The sequence below is a fragment of the Nostoc sp. FACHB-280 genome (genome assembly GCF_014697615.1).
Taxonomy (GTDB): Bacteria; Cyanobacteriota; Cyanobacteriia; order Cyanobacteriales; family Nostocaceae; genus Nostoc_B.
This window is the reverse complement of record NZ_JACJSD010000031.1, coordinates 1-15,482: the sequence shown is the minus strand read 5'-3', so window position 1 is coordinate 15,482 and position 15,482 is coordinate 1. Positions and strand designations below refer to the sequence as shown.

Sequence of the window (15,482 nt, the reverse complement as noted above, 5' to 3'; positions counted from 1 at the left end):
TTCACCATCGTTTCACCCTACTTACAATTTATTCTTTGCCAATATTGTTATTAAATATTAACCTTTCCTCAGCCCCCCACATCAAATCATAAACCCCGGCTTCCACATAACGGTGAAAACTCGAATATTGCCAATCTTTCGGTGCAAAAACTAATCCGTGATGGACGGGATTGTAGTGAGTATATTCCAAATGATTAACAAAATCTCGATCGTCTCTAATTTGATGCTTCCAAAATCGACGTTGCCAAATCGCTTTTTCTCCCTTTTGTTTTCGAGATGAAGTCATTTTACCTTGATAATAAAAATGACATTTACGACTAAAATAACTTTTAATTAACCGCCAACGAGTTGAAAAATCGGCATCTTTTTCGGGTAATGTCCAAATACAATGGATATGCTCTGGCAAAATTGCGATCGCATCAATCTTCATGGGATGTTGTTTCATCACATACCGAAAAGCTTCCCTTCCTTCAATCTATATTTTCGGATTCAGCCAAAATAGGACGACGGTGGTGAGTAAGCTTATGCTTCCATGCGGTTTGGCATTGGCAGGTTTAACACATCAGAAATTGATATAGTAGCGAAACAGGCGATCGCCACCATTCAAAGTTTACGTAAGCAAAAAACTTTAGTTTCATAAGTTACAAAATATTATTTTGCTAACTCCCAGTGTTTGAATTGCCAGATCATCAAAATCTGTGTTATGAAAAAAAGAGGCAAAATACTAAAAATAATCCCGTTGTTTTCCCCATAGTTCTGGGAAAATAACACCAAACTATATTTGAGACGCGGCTGCTGAACCCATGTCTCTGCAATCAATTTAAAACAAGAGTCTTTTTTCAGACTCTCATGGAGTTTTCATGCAGCCAAAAAATATTCAACGTCTCCTGCGTGCCTTAGCACGACAAGGTTTGGATGTCAATTATTGCAATGGTGTTTATTCTGTTCGTTTAACTAATTCTCCTGATGCCCCAATAGCTGAAGTTTTATTACCAGAAGACTTTCCCATCGAAGCTAAAGCACTTAAGCAACTAGCTAATTTAGCAAATGTGCGCCACCCCAATGGCGGATGCGTCTGTCGTGCCTGTGCTACACCTGATTTTCATCCTGGTGATGCAGGCGTGGCCATTGGTTCTGTAGTTGAAACTGTCGGTCAAGTCATCCCCGCAGCTGTGGGTTCGGACATTAACTGTGGAATGCGCTTACACGTTGCCGATTTAAGCATTGATAAATTTCTCTCTCAGCGGGACTTATTCGTAGAACGAATGAAGGGGGATTACTTCTTTGGTACCAGAGATGTCACCATGACCGCACAAACGATGAAAGCTTTGTTTCAGTATGGTGTTCTTGGTTGGTTAGATACTATGTTCGATCAGCCAACGGGTAGTTTTGTCAAGTCAGACTTGGATCAAATTTCTCAGGAAAGTGAATCTATATTCTTGGGTGGTGCAATGGAGGGCGACTGGAAATTAGCACCAGAAGAATTAGTTCCTGATACTAGACTAGTAAGGGATGGAGGACTGGCAACAATTGGTTCTGGCAATCATTTTGTTGAAGTACAACAAGTTGAAAAAATCGAAAATCGTTCCCTGGCTTATGCTTGGGGAATCAGAGAAGGACAATTAGCCTTTATGGTTCACTCTGGTTCGCGCAATGTCGGTAAGTACATTGGGGGAATGTGGCGAGACCGGACTAAAGCAACTTGGCCAAAAGGTCTGAAGTACCCAGAATCCCAGATTTTTCCTTTGTCAGCGCATTCACATCCTGAATTAGTTGCTAGTTATCTCAAAGCCGAGGCGACAGCTGCTAATTACGGCTTTATCAATCGCTTATTACTGGCAGAACTGCTACGTCTGCGGTTGCGAGAAGTCTACGGTGATGTGGAAGCACCTTTAGTTTACGACTTACCCCACAATATTACTTTACCTGAAGGTCAAGGATGGGTAACGCGCAAAGGTGCTTGTCCCGCCCATTCAGGACAACCTGTGATTATTCCTGGTTCAATGGGGGCTTACTCTTATCTAATGGTGGGTCAAGGCAATGCAGCTTTTTGTAATTCAGCTTCGCATGGCGCTGGCAGAATTCGGAGTCGATTTGACCTGAGTCGCCAAGGTGCATCTCAAACTGAGTCAGAACTGGGATTAACCGGAGTAGACTGCATTACCTTGCGTGCAGAACGCCGAATTGAAGAAGCACCCGCAGCTTATAAGCCAATTCAGTCTGTGATTGATGTGCAGGTAGAGGCGGGAATGGTGGATGTAGTGGCCAGGTTAAGTCCGGTGTTGACATTTAAAGCATAAATGCGATCGCTAACCAATGTAACTTTCTCTAAAATGATGCGGTGCGTTAGCCTATCGCGCTTCACAGCCTAATCTAATGCGTTGTGCGATCGCTCTTCTAAGGTGCGTTACATTGCATTAACTCACCTTAGTTATATGCTTTAACTTATATACTTTTAGAATATGTTAATTAATAAGGTAAGCATCTTTCCTGCAATCCCTATTTTATAAAAGGTCTAGATGGTACAAACACCAACCAGTCCGGAGAATCAAACTCTTAACATAGAGTTACCATCATCCATTGGGTTGTATGTCACCCAAGAACAGTTTGCAGCTCTAGCAGCAGTGAACCGAGATTTACAGCTAGAAAGAACCGCACAAGGAGAGTTAATTGTGAACCCACCAACGGGTTGGGAAACTGGGAAGCGCAACCGCAGTATCACCGGACAACTAGATCGCTGGTATGAAGAAAACGCAGATTTGGGTGAAGCTTTTGATTCTTCAACGGGATTTATTTTACCCAATGGTGCTAATCGTTCTCCGGATGCTTCTTGGGTGAGTAAAGCACGTTGGGATGGGCTGACGACGGAACAAAAAGGAACTTTTGCGAATATTTGTCCCGATTTTGTTGTGGAGTTAAGGTCTAGTTCAGATCGCCTAGAGTCGTTGCAACAAAAGATGCGAGAATATATTGAGAATGGTGCTTCCCTTGGTTGGTTAATTAATCCTATTCAGCGACAAGTAGAAATTTATCGACCAGGAACAGAAGTAGAAGTGTTGGACAATCCCACCGAACTGTCAGGTGAGGATGTGTTACCTGGTTTTGTGTTGAATTTGCGTCGGGTGTGGGGATAGTGCGATCGCCTCTGGTGTTGCTGATCTGAAAATATAAGCGATCGCATTCTTGAAAAAACTAGGCGATCGCAATTGATATACATACAAGCTTGGGTAAAGCCATAGCGAAACCCAAAACAACCTTGATTAAGATTTACTTGAGGTTGAAGCGATCGCCAATTCAGTCAATGCACTTTCACTAGAGTTGTATACAAGTGAAACATATAAATGTGCAGTGTCTTTACTCAACTATTCAGGTAAACTTGCAAACACCTGGGCTACTAAATTTTTTGTCTTATTTTCTAGATTTTGCCAATCTACTTCACCCAACTCATCAATTAAACTAGTATCAATATCCACAGCCTCATTCTCCGGGCTGTAATTGGCGAAACACACTTGATAACACAATTCCCACAAATCAACGCTGACTTGCTGCTCTTGACGTTGCAATTGCAAATGATATCCTGGATGGGGCATTGGCAACCGAGACAGGGTATTACGGATGTCCTCTGCTTGTTCTGGTGTGGCACTTTCCATCTCTTGCAACAGTCTTGTTACCAAGGCTTTCATTTCGTCAGTGGTGCTAGGCGGCCAAATCAGCACATCATGGTAGGTTCCCTTCCAAGCAGATGCGTCGAGTTGCTTGCGAATGTTATCCACAACTCTAATGAAAGCTGGTTGCATGAGGAGTTCAGCCTGTTGCCATGCAACTGGATTGGTTATTTTAGGTGGCATCGGTCGTCAATGGCGATATGAAAAGAAAAGTTAATTAACAGGGTTTATAAAAAAGCTACGTATTTATTTCAAATCTTTTCTCAAGATAGCGGATTTCAAGGAAAAAAATTTGGAGATATTTATTACCAGCTGGAAAATTAGGTAATAACTCTGGGGAGGGAATATGATCGGTAAGCTACTGGATAATCGTTACCAAGTAATTCAAGTGCTGGCTAAGGGAGGGTTTGGTCAAACCTACATCGCCCAAGATACAAGGCGGCCAGGAAACCCTATCTGCGTTGTCAAGCACCTCAAGCCTACCAGTTCTGACCCCAAAATTTTTGACACTGCCAAACGCCTGTTCCAAAACGAAGCAGAAACTTTGGAACGTTTGGGATATCATGACCAAGTTCCCAGGCTTTTGGCCTATTTCGACGAAAATCAAGAATTCTTTTTAGTTCAAGAATATATCGAAGGACATCCCTTAACTGATGAACTCATTTCTGGTCAACGCTGGAATGAAAATCAAGTTCTACAAATGTTGCAGGAAGTATTGGGGATTTTAGAGTTTGTCCATCAGCAAGGTGTGATTCACCGCGATATTAAACCAGATAATATTATTCGCCGTTCTTCAGATAATAAATTAGTTTTAGTAGACTTTGGCGCAGTTAAACAGTTAAGTTCCTCAATGGTGACGGTGGGTGGACAAACTACGGCCACTGTCGCTATTGGGACTCCTGGCTATATGCCTACCGAACAAGGACAAGGTAAACCCCGCCCTAATAGTGATATTTATGCTTTAGGTATGATTGCCATTCAAGCAATTACAGGGGTATCAACTTCTGAGTTACAAGAAGACCCAGATACAGGCGAGATTCGCTGGCAACATTTAGCCCCTGTTAGCTATCGTTTGGCATCAATCTTAACAAAGATGGTGCATTATCACTTTAAAGACCGCTATCAAACGGCTACCGAAGCACTGCAAGCTTGTGTGAGTCTGATGAGTCCCGTGTTAACACCAGCTGCACCACCAGAACCATTGATAAATCATGCTTACTCTGGGGCGAAACCTGCGTCGTCTTTTCAACCAACTCTTGCAGTCGCGCCAGCAAATCCTGGTGTCAGCAAACCCAGCCGCAGAACTTCTAGTAAATCTGACCCCCTGCCATTATTAATTGGGATACTTTTAGCTGGTAGTGCAGCGGCTTTGGTGGCGAATGTCTATCCGAATGTGAGAAATTTCACTGCTAATTTCACGAGTCAACACGCCACTGCGGGAAATAAGTGCTTGGCGATGGTGACAGGTAACTCTAACATTCGTTCGGAACCGAGTTCGATTAATTCTGATAATGTTCTCAAAACCATTGGTGAGGACACTGCTTTTGAGGTGACTGGCCTGCGGACAAAACGCAATTGGATACAAGTTAAATTGAATTCTGGGCGCTTGGCTTGGGCTTATGCAGATGTGATCTCGAACAATGATGAATGGCTGGGTTGTCTGCGGGATAAAGGTATTGCGATTAAGACTGTTGATGATAGTACGCTAATTGCGGCTAGACCCCTTCCCAAACCAAAGGCGATTAAAACGACGACTCCACCAGAGACAGCAAATGCTGAGGGGGAAAAATCAGAACCAGCAAAAGCTAATGAAAATAGCGACCAGGTTGTGGAACAAGCGAAGAAAAAGTATGAGTCAGGAGATTTAGTTGGTGCGATCGCATTATTAAAGTCAATTCCTGCCAATGCTTCTGCTAGTATTCAAGAAACAGGTAAAATCATTAGCCAATGGCAGCAAGATTGGTCTAAGGCTGATGCTCTATTTAATGACATCAACAAAGCAATGGATGATGGTAATTGGGACAAGGTTTTAGATTACAAAAATCATCCTGAAAAGTTACCCAATACCGAATACTGGCGCAATAAAATCGAACCTTTATTTAAACAAGCAGCCGACAATCTCGGTAAACAAGCTTTTCCGCCGGAAGATAAGCAAAATAATCAAAAAACTCCCAAACCAGAGAAACAATAGAGGTTAGAGAAGAAAGTTTTGTATGAGGGAATATTCTTAGGACGTACGCATAAAAATGATAAATCAAGGGTTGGGGAGAGGGTTAAGGGGTGTAGGGGTATGTATCTAAAACCCTTACACCCCAAACCCTTTCACCCAGTCTCAACAGAGAATCTTTGTATGTAAGTCCTGTTAATCTTCTTCTGCGCCAATGTCTTCTTCAGTGTCTTCAGGTTCTAGCGATCGCTCATACTGGAGTTTATTCAACAGCGATAATACCTTAGTACCGCGTTCTATAGAACGGTCTTCGATAAAAATTACCTCTGGGGTGCGACGTAGCCTGACTCTAGCGCCAAGTTCACTACGTACATAACCAGTGGCTGACTTTAAACCTGCCATTGTTTCGGCTTTAGCTTCTTCCGTACCATAAATACTGACGTAGATTTTGGCGTGCTGCAAATCGCCAGAAACGTCTACATCAGTGACACTGACCATACCTGTACCCACACGGTCGTCTTTAATGCCGTTGAGTAACATTTGGCTAACTTCCCGTTTGATTAATTCAGCAACACGAGAAATGCGGCGATTTGTAGCCATAAAATCTTTGCCTGTTCACAGAGGTTATAAAACATCAATAATGGAAATCTGGGAAGGACTCTGCCCAATGCTAACAACACCAAAAGCAGCAGCCCTCATCTTTCCCAGTCTAAACTGCACCCAAACCCAGCATAGCGCGGAGGGTGAGTGTCACGAAAGCCAGACCGCCCAGTAATAAGCCGACAACAGCAACTAAGGTGACTGGACGTTTTAACAAGGGCAATAATGGCTCGAATGTGTTCACCAGAAGCCCAACGAGGATAGTAACTAAGTAGCGGGGGTAGCGAAAAACGTTATCCCAAAATCCGTCAAACATGGAAATCTAAACTGCCTTGTTATGAACTGACGTTTGTTTTGATATGCTTTATCTACCTAATTGTAATCTATGCAGATGAAAATTACTCACTTAATATAGAATATGCTGCATTAGCGATATTTTGTTATATTTACTAGCTTAAATTAGTGAACTTATCAGTCAATGGTTATTCAAATGCTTCCAGAAATTTGCCCACGTCCTTTTTTAAAATGGGCAGGGGGTAAAAGTCGGCTAATTCAACAATATATTAATTATTTTCCCAAGCTTTATCAGACTTACTATGAACCCTTTTTAGGTGGGGGTGCGGTTTTTTTTCATTTACAACCAACCACAGCCATCTTAACAGATATTAACGCTGAACTCATTACTACTTATCGCTGCGTCCGGGATCAAGTAGAAGATTTAATTAGCTTATTACAAGCGCATAAAGCCCAACATAATCGAGATTATTATTATAGTGTCCGATCCCATACAAGTAATAATGATTTAGAAAAAGCGGCGCGGTTAATTTATCTCAATAAAACTTGTTACAACGGTTTATATCGGGTTAATTCCCAAGGTAAATTTAATGTGCCTTTAGGTAGTTATAAAAATCCGAGTATTTGTCAGGAAGATTTACTCAGAGCCGCATCTCAAGCTTTGAAATCATCGGAAATCAAGCAAGCAGATTTTATAAATGTGCTGAATTATGCTAATAATAGTGATGATTTTGTATTTTGTGATCCGCCTTATCATCCTATTAGCAATACTAGTTATTTTACTGGTTATAATGGCAATTCTTTTGGTGAACAAGACCAAATTCGGTTGCGAAATGTTTGTGCTGAGTTAGCAAATCGCGGCGTTAAGGTGATGGTCTGTAATTCTGATTGTGAATTTATCAGAGAAATATACACAGAAATCAGTTTTAATATTTATGATATCGCTGCATCTCGCTCGATTAATTCTAATACTAAAAAGCGAGGCATTATCAGCGAATTATTAATTACTTCTTATTAAAAATTTTTGTTAGCCCAGGCAATAAACCTATCTAAGCTGTAAACTCCGCGTAAGTTATGGTTTAGGTTAACTTGCTGTTTGAGCCATTGAATCGCACCTTCACGCATCCCTTCCCCACCAATCACCACAATTGTTGGGGCTGGATAATATTCTTGAATGTTCATACTCAAATACGGAAACTTTTCATCTACAGAACCGCCACTTTCTTGCCATTTACATTCAATAATTAATCCAGTGGGTATGCTTGGTAAACCAACAACAAAAAAATCTACTTTTAACAAAGTATTATAAAGACCTGCGCCGATATAAACTTGTTTAGCGTAGCGTTTAGGTAATAAATGAGCAGTTAAAAGATGTTCTTTGGTGACATGATTTCCGATTTGAAAATAATTATGTCCGGTTAATATTGCGTCTACATTACTTTCTAAAATGCGCCCTGCCTGATTTGCCCGTTTGCCTTGAGTCATAGTCATTCTCAAGTCCTCCGTCAATTTTCCATATATTCTAGAATTTCATGGAAGCAGGGACATATAGACAGTTACTTAATATGAATTTTCAAAGGGGAAAAAAGTGGGATATTTTTGGTACTTGTGTACTAAAAAAGTAGTGAAAAATGGTTGAGATTCAGAGTAATTAACCGCCGATACACGCAGATAAATTTGGGTGAAGAAAACTTCTATGTTCTGTGTGTTGACTTCAGCGATACTCTGCGTTGAAACTCAACCAGTTTGAACTTCGCTATTACCGTTACGGATAGACCAAGCAATTTCTAGGAGATGAGTCCAACGTTTTTGCAATTGTTTGGGAGTACATTTTAAGGCTTTAGCGATCGCTTGATCACTATGTCTGGCTGCTTTTAATTGTAAAATTTGTTGCTGTTGGGGGGAAAGTACTTGAATAAAAGTTTCCCACTGCTGAGAAGACAAACCTAATTTTTGTTCTAAACCCGCACCTAACCATTGATGAACCAATTGCCATTGGTGCTGCTTGGCGAACTTTTCGACATGATATTTAAAGCGTTGTTGCAGATAATCACGCTGGCGGCTGGTTAAACCGAGAATTTGGTCAATTTCGGGTGCGGATAGGTCTTGCAGCTTCAAGCTGAGGTAGTCAATACAGTCAGATTGACCTTGAGATTCTAAATATTTTACTAATTCGGAGATGACGCGATCGCGTTCTGATTCTTCCGACAAATCACCATGACCTTGCGCCACCATTTTAGAGCGGATTTGCTGCACGGCTGGATTACGTTGGTAAGATTCTGCATCTTCACCCTTAGCCGACTCTACCGCCATTTCAATATCTACAGGAGTTTCTTGGGGCTGACGACGGGCAAAACCTTGAGCGCGTAAGATAATTAACTGTTGATTATTACCACCAGGTAAATTAATCCGGCGTTTGGCATACTGTTCTGTAAATGCCATATATTCTGCTAATTGCAGCTGAGTGCGTGGTTGATAATCTTCAGCCAATTCATTTTCCCGGCGGAAAGCTTTAATCGCCTCAATATAAAAAGCTTGGAGAAAATCTTCTATTAAATTGTAACGTGCATCAAAACCGTATTCTGAGCCGGATGGCATAACATGACGGTAAACCATCGCACCTAAACTACTATGTAACTCTACCCGTCCTCGCCGAGAACCCAGTTGGTAGTAGTGCAGACACTTGTGCAAACGATGTTTTGCTAAAGTTAGCTGCCAAGATTGAACTTGTCCAGATGTTTGAATACGGGAACTTTTATCACAAATTCGTCTGACTTCTTTCGCTATGCGTTGCGCTACAGCTTTTACACATCCAGAACTTGCCTTGACTTGCGCCTGTATTTCCTGACACAGCAATTGTATTAAAGTATCTGCCTCTGAGAATTCTTCAATAGCAACATTGCTAACAACAAAATTGGGTGTGGAGGTTGGTAGATTTACAAGGTTAGCTTTCATGAATTTTCCTAGGGTAGGGTATAGCACCGTAACTACAACGCAAAGATAGCATCTGAAAACGTTCTTGTCTGGAAAGTTATTAAGTATTCATCCATACAAGATTCATTGCCAGCACTGCTTATGTATATGACTGTAGGAAATTTAAAAAAGTTACAGTGAAAGTAATGTGTCGCTTTTTGACACCGTAACCAAATTGCAGACAACACAAATATAAGCATCGCGTCCACAATTGGTGCAAATCCTTGCTAGATATACTTTTACTCCTATCCTGACTACCCACTCCCAGCCATGATTCAGTATGACAATCCCCAAACTGGAGCGTTTTTAACCTAGGTTTGCGAAACGGCAGTTTCAGTTTGTGAAGTATGTTTCTTAAACCCAAGCTGCTACTGCTTCCCAACCTAACCCCCGTCTTGTAATCATTGGTTCGTCTCCCGTCAAGTCTAAAATTGTCGATACTTGATATGTTGGTTCTTCGCCAGTGTCTACAATGACATCTACTAAGTTATCCAGATAATCAAATAACTCTACCCGTGATAGCTGCGGTTCACCTTCTGAGCTAAATTTCCCATTATCCGCCTCATGACTTGGCAAATGTGCTGAAGTGGAAATAATCGGGTTTTCTAACGCTTCCAGCAAAGCCAGACATACAGTATGATTTGGTACGCGAATCCCAGTTGTTTTCCGCTTAGGATTTTGTACCAGTCGCGGTACTAACTTAGTAGCGGGGAGCAGAAATGTGTAAGGGCCGGGAATCAGCCGCTTCATTAATCTATAAGCTGTATCGCTGACAAACGCATAAGTCGCTACATTTGACAATGAAGGACACAAAAATGTTAATGGTTTATCATTCGCTAACTGCTTGATTTTCCTCACTCTTTCGACCGCCGACTTGGCATTTAAATCACAACCGATCGCATAGACCGTATCAGTAGGGTAAAGCATGACCGCCCCATGTGAGAGCGCAGACTTTATCTCTTCTATTCGACGGCTTTGGGGATTATCCGGATGCACTGTGAAAATTTTTGCCATAGAAACACGGTGATTTGGGAAAGGGGGACGATAGAGACAAGGAAGACAAGGAAGCAGGGGGATAATAACTAATGACAAGTGACTATTGACTAACCCCTATGAGTAAAATAGCTTATCTTCAATGTCCAACGGGAATTTCTGGTGATATGTGCCTGGGAGCCTTAGTCAGTCTGGGTGTTCCTGTAGAGTATTTGGTTACAAAATTAAATGATTTAGGAATTGCTCAGGAGTACCATTTGCGGGCGGAACTTGTACAAAAAAATGGTCAACAGGCAACTAAGGTTCATGTGGATTTAGTGGAGGATGATCACGATCACCATCACCACGAACATCATCACCATCATGGCCGTCATCTGCCAGAAATTGAGCAGATGATTCGTCAGGCAAAGTTACCAGCACAGGCGGAAGCTTGGAGTTTAGCAGTATTCCAACAATTAGCAGTAGCGGAAGGGGCAGTGCATGGTGTTGCGCCAGAAAAAGTCCACTTCCATGAAGTCGGTGCCGTGGATGCGATTGTAGATATTGTCGGCACTTGTTTGGGTTTAGATTGGTTGGGCATTGATAGCGATCGCTCAGGATTCCCCTTACTTTACTGTGCGGCATTGCCAACAGGTGGCGGTACGGTGCGGGCTGCACATGGTCAAATGGCGGTACCAGTGCCAGCAGTGTTGAAATTATGGGAAATGAGAAGTTGCCCGGTTTACAGTAACGGCATTGAAAAGGAACTGGTAACACCAACAGGAGCTGCGATCGCCACTACATTAGTCAGAGAATTTGGTAATCCGCCATCGATGACACTTAAACAAGTGGGATTGGGAGCGGGAACTATCAATCTTCCTATTCCCAATATACTACGCCTGTGGCTGGGTGAAAGCACCAGCCTTCCGGCAGATGTCCCCAATTTTCAAGAAATCAGCCCGTTTTTAGAAACCATCTCCGTACTCGAAACTCAAATTGATGACTTAAGTCCCCAAGCAGTTGGCTATGTGTTTGAAGCCTTATTTGCCGCAGGTGCAGTGGATGTCTTCACCCAACCCATAGGTATGAAAAAATCCCGTCCTGGTATCTTATTAACAGTTATCTGTCATCAAGATAATTTAACCCAATGTGAAGCAGTTTTATTCCGTGAAACCAGCACTTTAGGTATTCGCCGCACCACCCAACAACGCGCCATCCTGCAACGGGAAATTCAACAAGTAGAAACAAAATATGGCAAGGTACGTGTCAAAGTTGCATGGCAAGGAACATCGCCAAATAAATCAATCACCAATGTACAACCAGAATATGAAGACTGTGCTGCATTAGCCCGACAACACAATCTGCCTTGGCGAGAAGTTCACAGAGTAGCCCTGCAACATTGGTATTCGTAAAATAATTTACTAAGAAAAATAGAGGAGTTAGAAATAACTACTCTAACTCCTCTATTTTTCTTCATTACTGGAAATTGACTAAATTTTAGTCAACATTTCTTAATGTCCGGTTTACTGCATCACTAGCATCTTCGCCAGTGCGTTGGGCATTTCTGCTTAAGTCCTGAGCCGCGTTACTGGTGTTTTCTTTGATATTTTCTAAACCACGTTTAGTTCCCTTCGCTACACCTTCGACTGTGCCTTGAGCAGAACTACCAATATCTTCACCTAAGTTTTTCACTCTTTCCGGTAAAGGGGTACCTTGGCGATAATTACGAGCATATTGTTCTGGGCTATCAATGCCTTTTTCATTAATATTTCTTTCGGCATTGCGGCTCAAATCTTCAGCTCTATTTTTAGCAGCTTTTTCAAAATTTTTCGCTCTCGGATCTACATCACTAAAGTTATTCATCCCACCTTCAGGAGAATTGAGATTATAAGCCTTTGTGGGATCATAACGCTCAGTATTTGGTGATTGGGCGCTGGGCTGTGGTGGTTGACCTGCAATACTAGGTCTGTTGCAAGCTTGTGTCAAAATCAGAAAAACACCTGCTAAGAACACACTTAAAACTTTCAAAGGGCGAATATTCTTTAACCAATCAATGAATCTTTGCATAGATTTTCTCCTTGAGGTTGTGTAAGTCAGTTACAAGTTTGTGGCGATAAAACTTGATTGCAAATATTTACTCTCTAACACCAAAACAAAGCAAAAATTTTATCTGCCTACTGCCGGATTTTTTTGCAATTCAGGTCTAGCACTTGCTTCATCAGCTTTTTCCTTGACGAAGCTGCTGGCATCTTGAAATTGTTCTTTTACAGTTTCTAGTCTGTCTTGTACTCGACTTCCTAAATTCGGTTCATTTTGAATTAAATTTCCAGGTTCAGGTTTTTGAAAGTTTTCCTTTGTAATTATTGGTAATTCTTTTTCTTTCTCAACTCTGCCTTGGGGGGTTTCTGCACCGGGGTAGAGGATTTCTGATTCTGGATTTGTAGCAATTAATGAACTAGCAGGTAAATAAGCGTTATTGCTTAAATTTCTAGTATATTTATCTCCACCATTCTTATAAGGATTGTTTGCACCACCAGCTTGTACTGCGGGGTTTTGAGGATTTGCCCCTGTAACATCTCCGCTACTACAAGCAGTACTAACTACCAAAATCATACCTGCCAAAAATACAGTTAAAATTTGGCGTAGTCTGAGGTTTTTCAAGAATGCCATCAACTTTTTCATTAGTACCTCCTTGCAACTATGAACAAGTTTATTTGCTTTTAAACTAGTTAATTAAGCAAGTTAAAATCTTGTTTTAGTTGACTACTATTTGACCAACAATTACCAATACTAATAATGAAAAATAAATTTCACATCTGGCTTAAGTCACATTATATTGACCTAAAATGTAATAATTACATCTGACTATGGAGAGATAAGATTAAGCATTTTAAGTCTTGCGGTTAGAAAAGACATAATAAATTTATTTTTGATTTAGGAAGTTTTAAAAATAAAAATTAATTCCTACCTTAGAGAGATATTAAATATTAGAAAATGATATAAGCCAATGATTGTCTAAAAATAACAATAAGCAAAAATCAATATATAAATGTAAAAACATTACAAAACATCAGTGTTATGGACAAAAATTGTTAAAAGAATTACTTGAAGTACATCAAATCCAATTATTAATTTAGTCCAGGTTTTGGTGTATAACTGTTGTACCATAAGACTTGAGATACTCATCCCTTGCTGCTTGAGCTAGATAAATGACCAAAGTGATGAAGCAATTTTTACGCTGGTTAATTTTAGGTGGGACGCTGTTTTTTGTTGCCAAAGCCTTAAAAGACAATTGGGTTGGAGTGACGACTATCAAAATTGATGCAGCAGGATGGGCAATTTTAGCGATCGCCACAGGGGTAACTTTATTAGCTCATACTTGGGCTGGCTGGATTTGGACTTGGGTTTTACGCGATTTAAATCAATCCGTACCATCTGTTCCATTTATTCAAGCCTATTTGAAAACTAACATTGCCAAGTATTTACCGGGTAATGTTTGGCATTATTATGGGCGGATTATGGCTGCGAAAAATGCCAATGTCTCTGGAGGCGTAGCAACCATTAGTGTGTTATTAGAACCATTACTTATGGCCGCCGCCGCTTTAATAATTGTTGTGATGTTAGGTAGCCAGTTTGCTGTAACTCAGACTAATTTAGCTATACAAATATTACAATTTGTGATTTTAGTTGTCATACTTTGTGGTATACATCCTTTGTTTTTAAACCCAGTAATTCGCTTTTTATACAAATTAAAAAATAAAAAATCGCCTAATAGGAATCAGTCACAAGTTACTATCAATCTTGAACGCTATCCCTTTCGTCCCTTGTTAGGAGAAGTCGGATTTTTAGGACTGCGTAGTTTAGGGTTTATTTTGACTATGTTGGCAATTTACCCTATCAATATTAACCAAATGCCTTTATTATTTGGAGCTTTTAGTATTGCCTGGCTGCTAGGGCTAGTAGTTCCCGGTGCGCCAGGAGGAATAGGTGTATTTGAAGCAACAGCGATCGCACTTTTGCAGAATCGTTTTCCCTCGGCTGTCGTGATTAGTGCGATCGCTTTATATCGTCTCATCAGCATCTTAGCTGAGACATCCGGTGCGGCTTTAGCTTGGCTAGACGAACGTTTAGTCAAAACCAATAACTAAAATAGTATGAATGCTAAATCTCAGTTTGAATTTCAATCAGCTTTTGTCGAGAAGATAAACCTGATTTAATGCTGACATAAGACTTCGGTACATCAAATTTATCAGCTAAAACCTTAATTAATTCTTCATTCGCCTTCCCATCAATCGGCGGCGATTTTAAATATACAGTTAAACTTCCATCTGCTTGTTCTTTAACTTTCTGTTGTTTAGAATTAGGTTTGACTTTTACTCTTTTTTGCATTGTCTATTTACCTTACTTTTACTAGCCACAACTAACCTAAAATACAACCAAATACATCATAAGCAAAATCTCCAATTTTCAAGAGAAGATATTTTTATTTTTTCCTCTACTCTCTGCCTACATATTTATAGTATATATTTCAATACGGTTCAGTTAAGTATTGCTCTCATCTCTCTGCGGTTAGTTAATAAAATAGACCTCTCGCCCCAAGAAGAACCGTATTGGGATATCTTTTTAGTTGCAGTCCCTAAATAAAAAGCCCATCGCGGTGACGATGAGCAAGAAAAAAATGATGAGAGACCATTTATAAAGTAAATCTTTAGACGGCTAGACGACGTAACATAATACGAGTCATAACGGCATATATAGCAGCTTCACTCATTTCAGGAAGACGTTCGTAATCCTTACTCAAACGATGGTAC

Annotated in this window: 15 protein-coding genes and 2 pseudogenes; 6 read left to right on the top strand and 11 right to left on the bottom strand. The window is 40.7% G+C overall.

What is annotated here, in order from left to right:
• Positions 1 to 28: 28 nt before the first annotated feature.
• Positions 29 to 521, bottom strand: a pseudogene (locus H6G75_RS20975) (REP-associated tyrosine transposase); the annotation flags it as partial.
• 339 nt (positions 522 to 860) lie between these two features.
• Here H6G75_RS20975 and H6G75_RS20970 point away from each other — a divergent pair.
• The gene (locus H6G75_RS20970; protein WP_190981956.1) at positions 861 to 2,300 is read left to right on the top strand and encodes an RtcB family protein; all 1,440 of its coding nucleotides are present in this window, start codon (positions 861 to 863) and stop codon (positions 2,298 to 2,300) included.
• A gap of 219 nt (positions 2,301 to 2,519) precedes the next feature.
• Positions 2,520 to 3,134: a Uma2 family endonuclease gene (locus tag H6G75_RS20965; protein ID WP_190981955.1), complete on the top strand. Its 615-nt coding sequence runs from the start codon at positions 2,520 to 2,522 to the stop codon at positions 3,132 to 3,134.
• A 228-nt stretch (positions 3,135 to 3,362) separates the two neighbouring features.
• Here the strand turns inward: H6G75_RS20965 and H6G75_RS20960 are convergent, their stop codons facing one another.
• Complete coding sequence (locus H6G75_RS20960) at positions 3,363 to 3,848, bottom strand: hypothetical protein (protein ID WP_190981954.1); 486 nt, start codon at positions 3,846 to 3,848, stop codon at positions 3,363 to 3,365.
• A gap of 163 nt (positions 3,849 to 4,011) precedes the next feature.
• Here H6G75_RS20960 and H6G75_RS20955 point away from each other — a divergent pair, with 163 nt between their 5' ends.
• Positions 4,012 to 5,856 carry a serine/threonine protein kinase gene (locus tag H6G75_RS20955; protein WP_190981953.1) on the top strand — a complete coding sequence of 615 codons (1,845 nt, stop codon included), beginning with the start codon at positions 4,012 to 4,014 and terminating at the stop codon, positions 5,854 to 5,856.
• A gap of 171 nt (positions 5,857 to 6,027) precedes the next feature.
• Here H6G75_RS20955 and rbfA read toward each other — a convergent pair whose 3' ends face one another.
• Positions 6,028 to 6,432 (bottom strand): 30S ribosome-binding factor RbfA, encoded by a 405-nt coding sequence (gene rbfA / locus H6G75_RS20950; protein ID WP_190981952.1) that lies wholly within the window; start codon positions 6,430 to 6,432, stop codon positions 6,028 to 6,030.
• 109 nt (positions 6,433 to 6,541) lie between these two features.
• Positions 6,542 to 6,748: a DUF751 family protein gene (locus H6G75_RS20945; protein WP_190981951.1), complete on the bottom strand. Its 207-nt coding sequence runs from the start codon at positions 6,746 to 6,748 to the stop codon at positions 6,542 to 6,544.
• A gap of 162 nt (positions 6,749 to 6,910) precedes the next feature.
• Between H6G75_RS20945 and H6G75_RS20940 the strand changes: the two genes are divergently transcribed.
• A complete protein-coding gene (locus tag H6G75_RS20940; RefSeq protein ID WP_190981950.1) occupies positions 6,911 to 7,744 on the top strand; it encodes a DNA adenine methylase in 834 nt (277 codons plus the stop codon).
• Here H6G75_RS20940 and H6G75_RS20935 read toward each other — a convergent pair.
• From H6G75_RS20935 to H6G75_RS20925, 3 genes are all read right to left on the bottom strand, one after another.
• Positions 7,741 to 8,217, bottom strand: a complete 477-nt coding sequence (locus H6G75_RS20935; RefSeq protein WP_190981949.1) for a PD-(D/E)XK nuclease superfamily protein — start codon at positions 8,215 to 8,217, stop codon at positions 7,741 to 7,743. The two genes, H6G75_RS20940 and H6G75_RS20935, sit on opposite strands and share 4 nt — an antisense overlap.
• 246 nt (positions 8,218 to 8,463) lie before the next feature.
• The gene (locus H6G75_RS20930) at positions 8,464 to 9,681 is read right to left on the bottom strand and encodes a HetZ-related protein (RefSeq protein WP_190981948.1); all 1,218 of its coding nucleotides are present in this window, start codon (positions 9,679 to 9,681) and stop codon (positions 8,464 to 8,466) included.
• 372 nt (positions 9,682 to 10,053) lie between these two features.
• Positions 10,054 to 10,713, bottom strand: a complete 660-nt coding sequence (locus H6G75_RS20925; RefSeq protein ID WP_190981947.1) for an L-threonylcarbamoyladenylate synthase — start codon at positions 10,711 to 10,713, stop codon at positions 10,054 to 10,056.
• A 98-nt stretch (positions 10,714 to 10,811) separates the two neighbouring features.
• Here H6G75_RS20925 and larC point away from each other — a divergent pair, with 98 nt between their 5' ends.
• The gene (gene larC / locus H6G75_RS20920) at positions 10,812 to 12,083 is read left to right on the top strand and encodes a nickel pincer cofactor biosynthesis protein LarC (protein WP_190981946.1); all 1,272 of its coding nucleotides are present in this window, start codon (positions 10,812 to 10,814) and stop codon (positions 12,081 to 12,083) included.
• Positions 12,084 to 12,168: 85 nt separating this feature from the next.
• Here the strand turns inward: larC and H6G75_RS20915 are convergent, their stop codons facing one another.
• Positions 12,169 to 12,738, bottom strand: a complete 570-nt coding sequence (locus H6G75_RS20915; RefSeq protein WP_190981945.1) for a hypothetical protein — start codon at positions 12,736 to 12,738, stop codon at positions 12,169 to 12,171.
• 99 nt (positions 12,739 to 12,837) lie between these two features.
• A complete protein-coding gene (locus H6G75_RS20910) occupies positions 12,838 to 13,353 on the bottom strand; it encodes a DUF6658 family protein (protein WP_190981944.1) in 516 nt (171 codons plus the stop codon).
• A gap of 527 nt (positions 13,354 to 13,880) precedes the next feature.
• Between H6G75_RS20910 and H6G75_RS20905 the strand changes: the two genes are divergently transcribed.
• Positions 13,881 to 14,819, top strand: coding sequence for a lysylphosphatidylglycerol synthase domain-containing protein (locus tag H6G75_RS20905; RefSeq protein ID WP_190981943.1), 939 nt, complete (start codon positions 13,881 to 13,883; stop codon positions 14,817 to 14,819).
• 13 nt (positions 14,820 to 14,832) lie between these two features.
• On the opposite strand, the gene H6G75_RS20900 is transcribed toward H6G75_RS20905, so the two are convergent.
• Together H6G75_RS20900 and H6G75_RS20895 are read right to left on the bottom strand one after the other, a co-directional pair.
• Positions 14,833 to 15,060 carry a DUF167 domain-containing protein gene (locus H6G75_RS20900; RefSeq protein ID WP_190981942.1) on the bottom strand — a complete coding sequence of 76 codons (228 nt, stop codon included), beginning with the start codon at positions 15,058 to 15,060 and terminating at the stop codon, positions 14,833 to 14,835.
• 319 nt (positions 15,061 to 15,379) lie between these two features.
• A pseudogene (locus tag H6G75_RS20895) lies at positions 15,380 to 15,482 on the bottom strand (IS5/IS1182 family transposase); the annotation flags it as partial.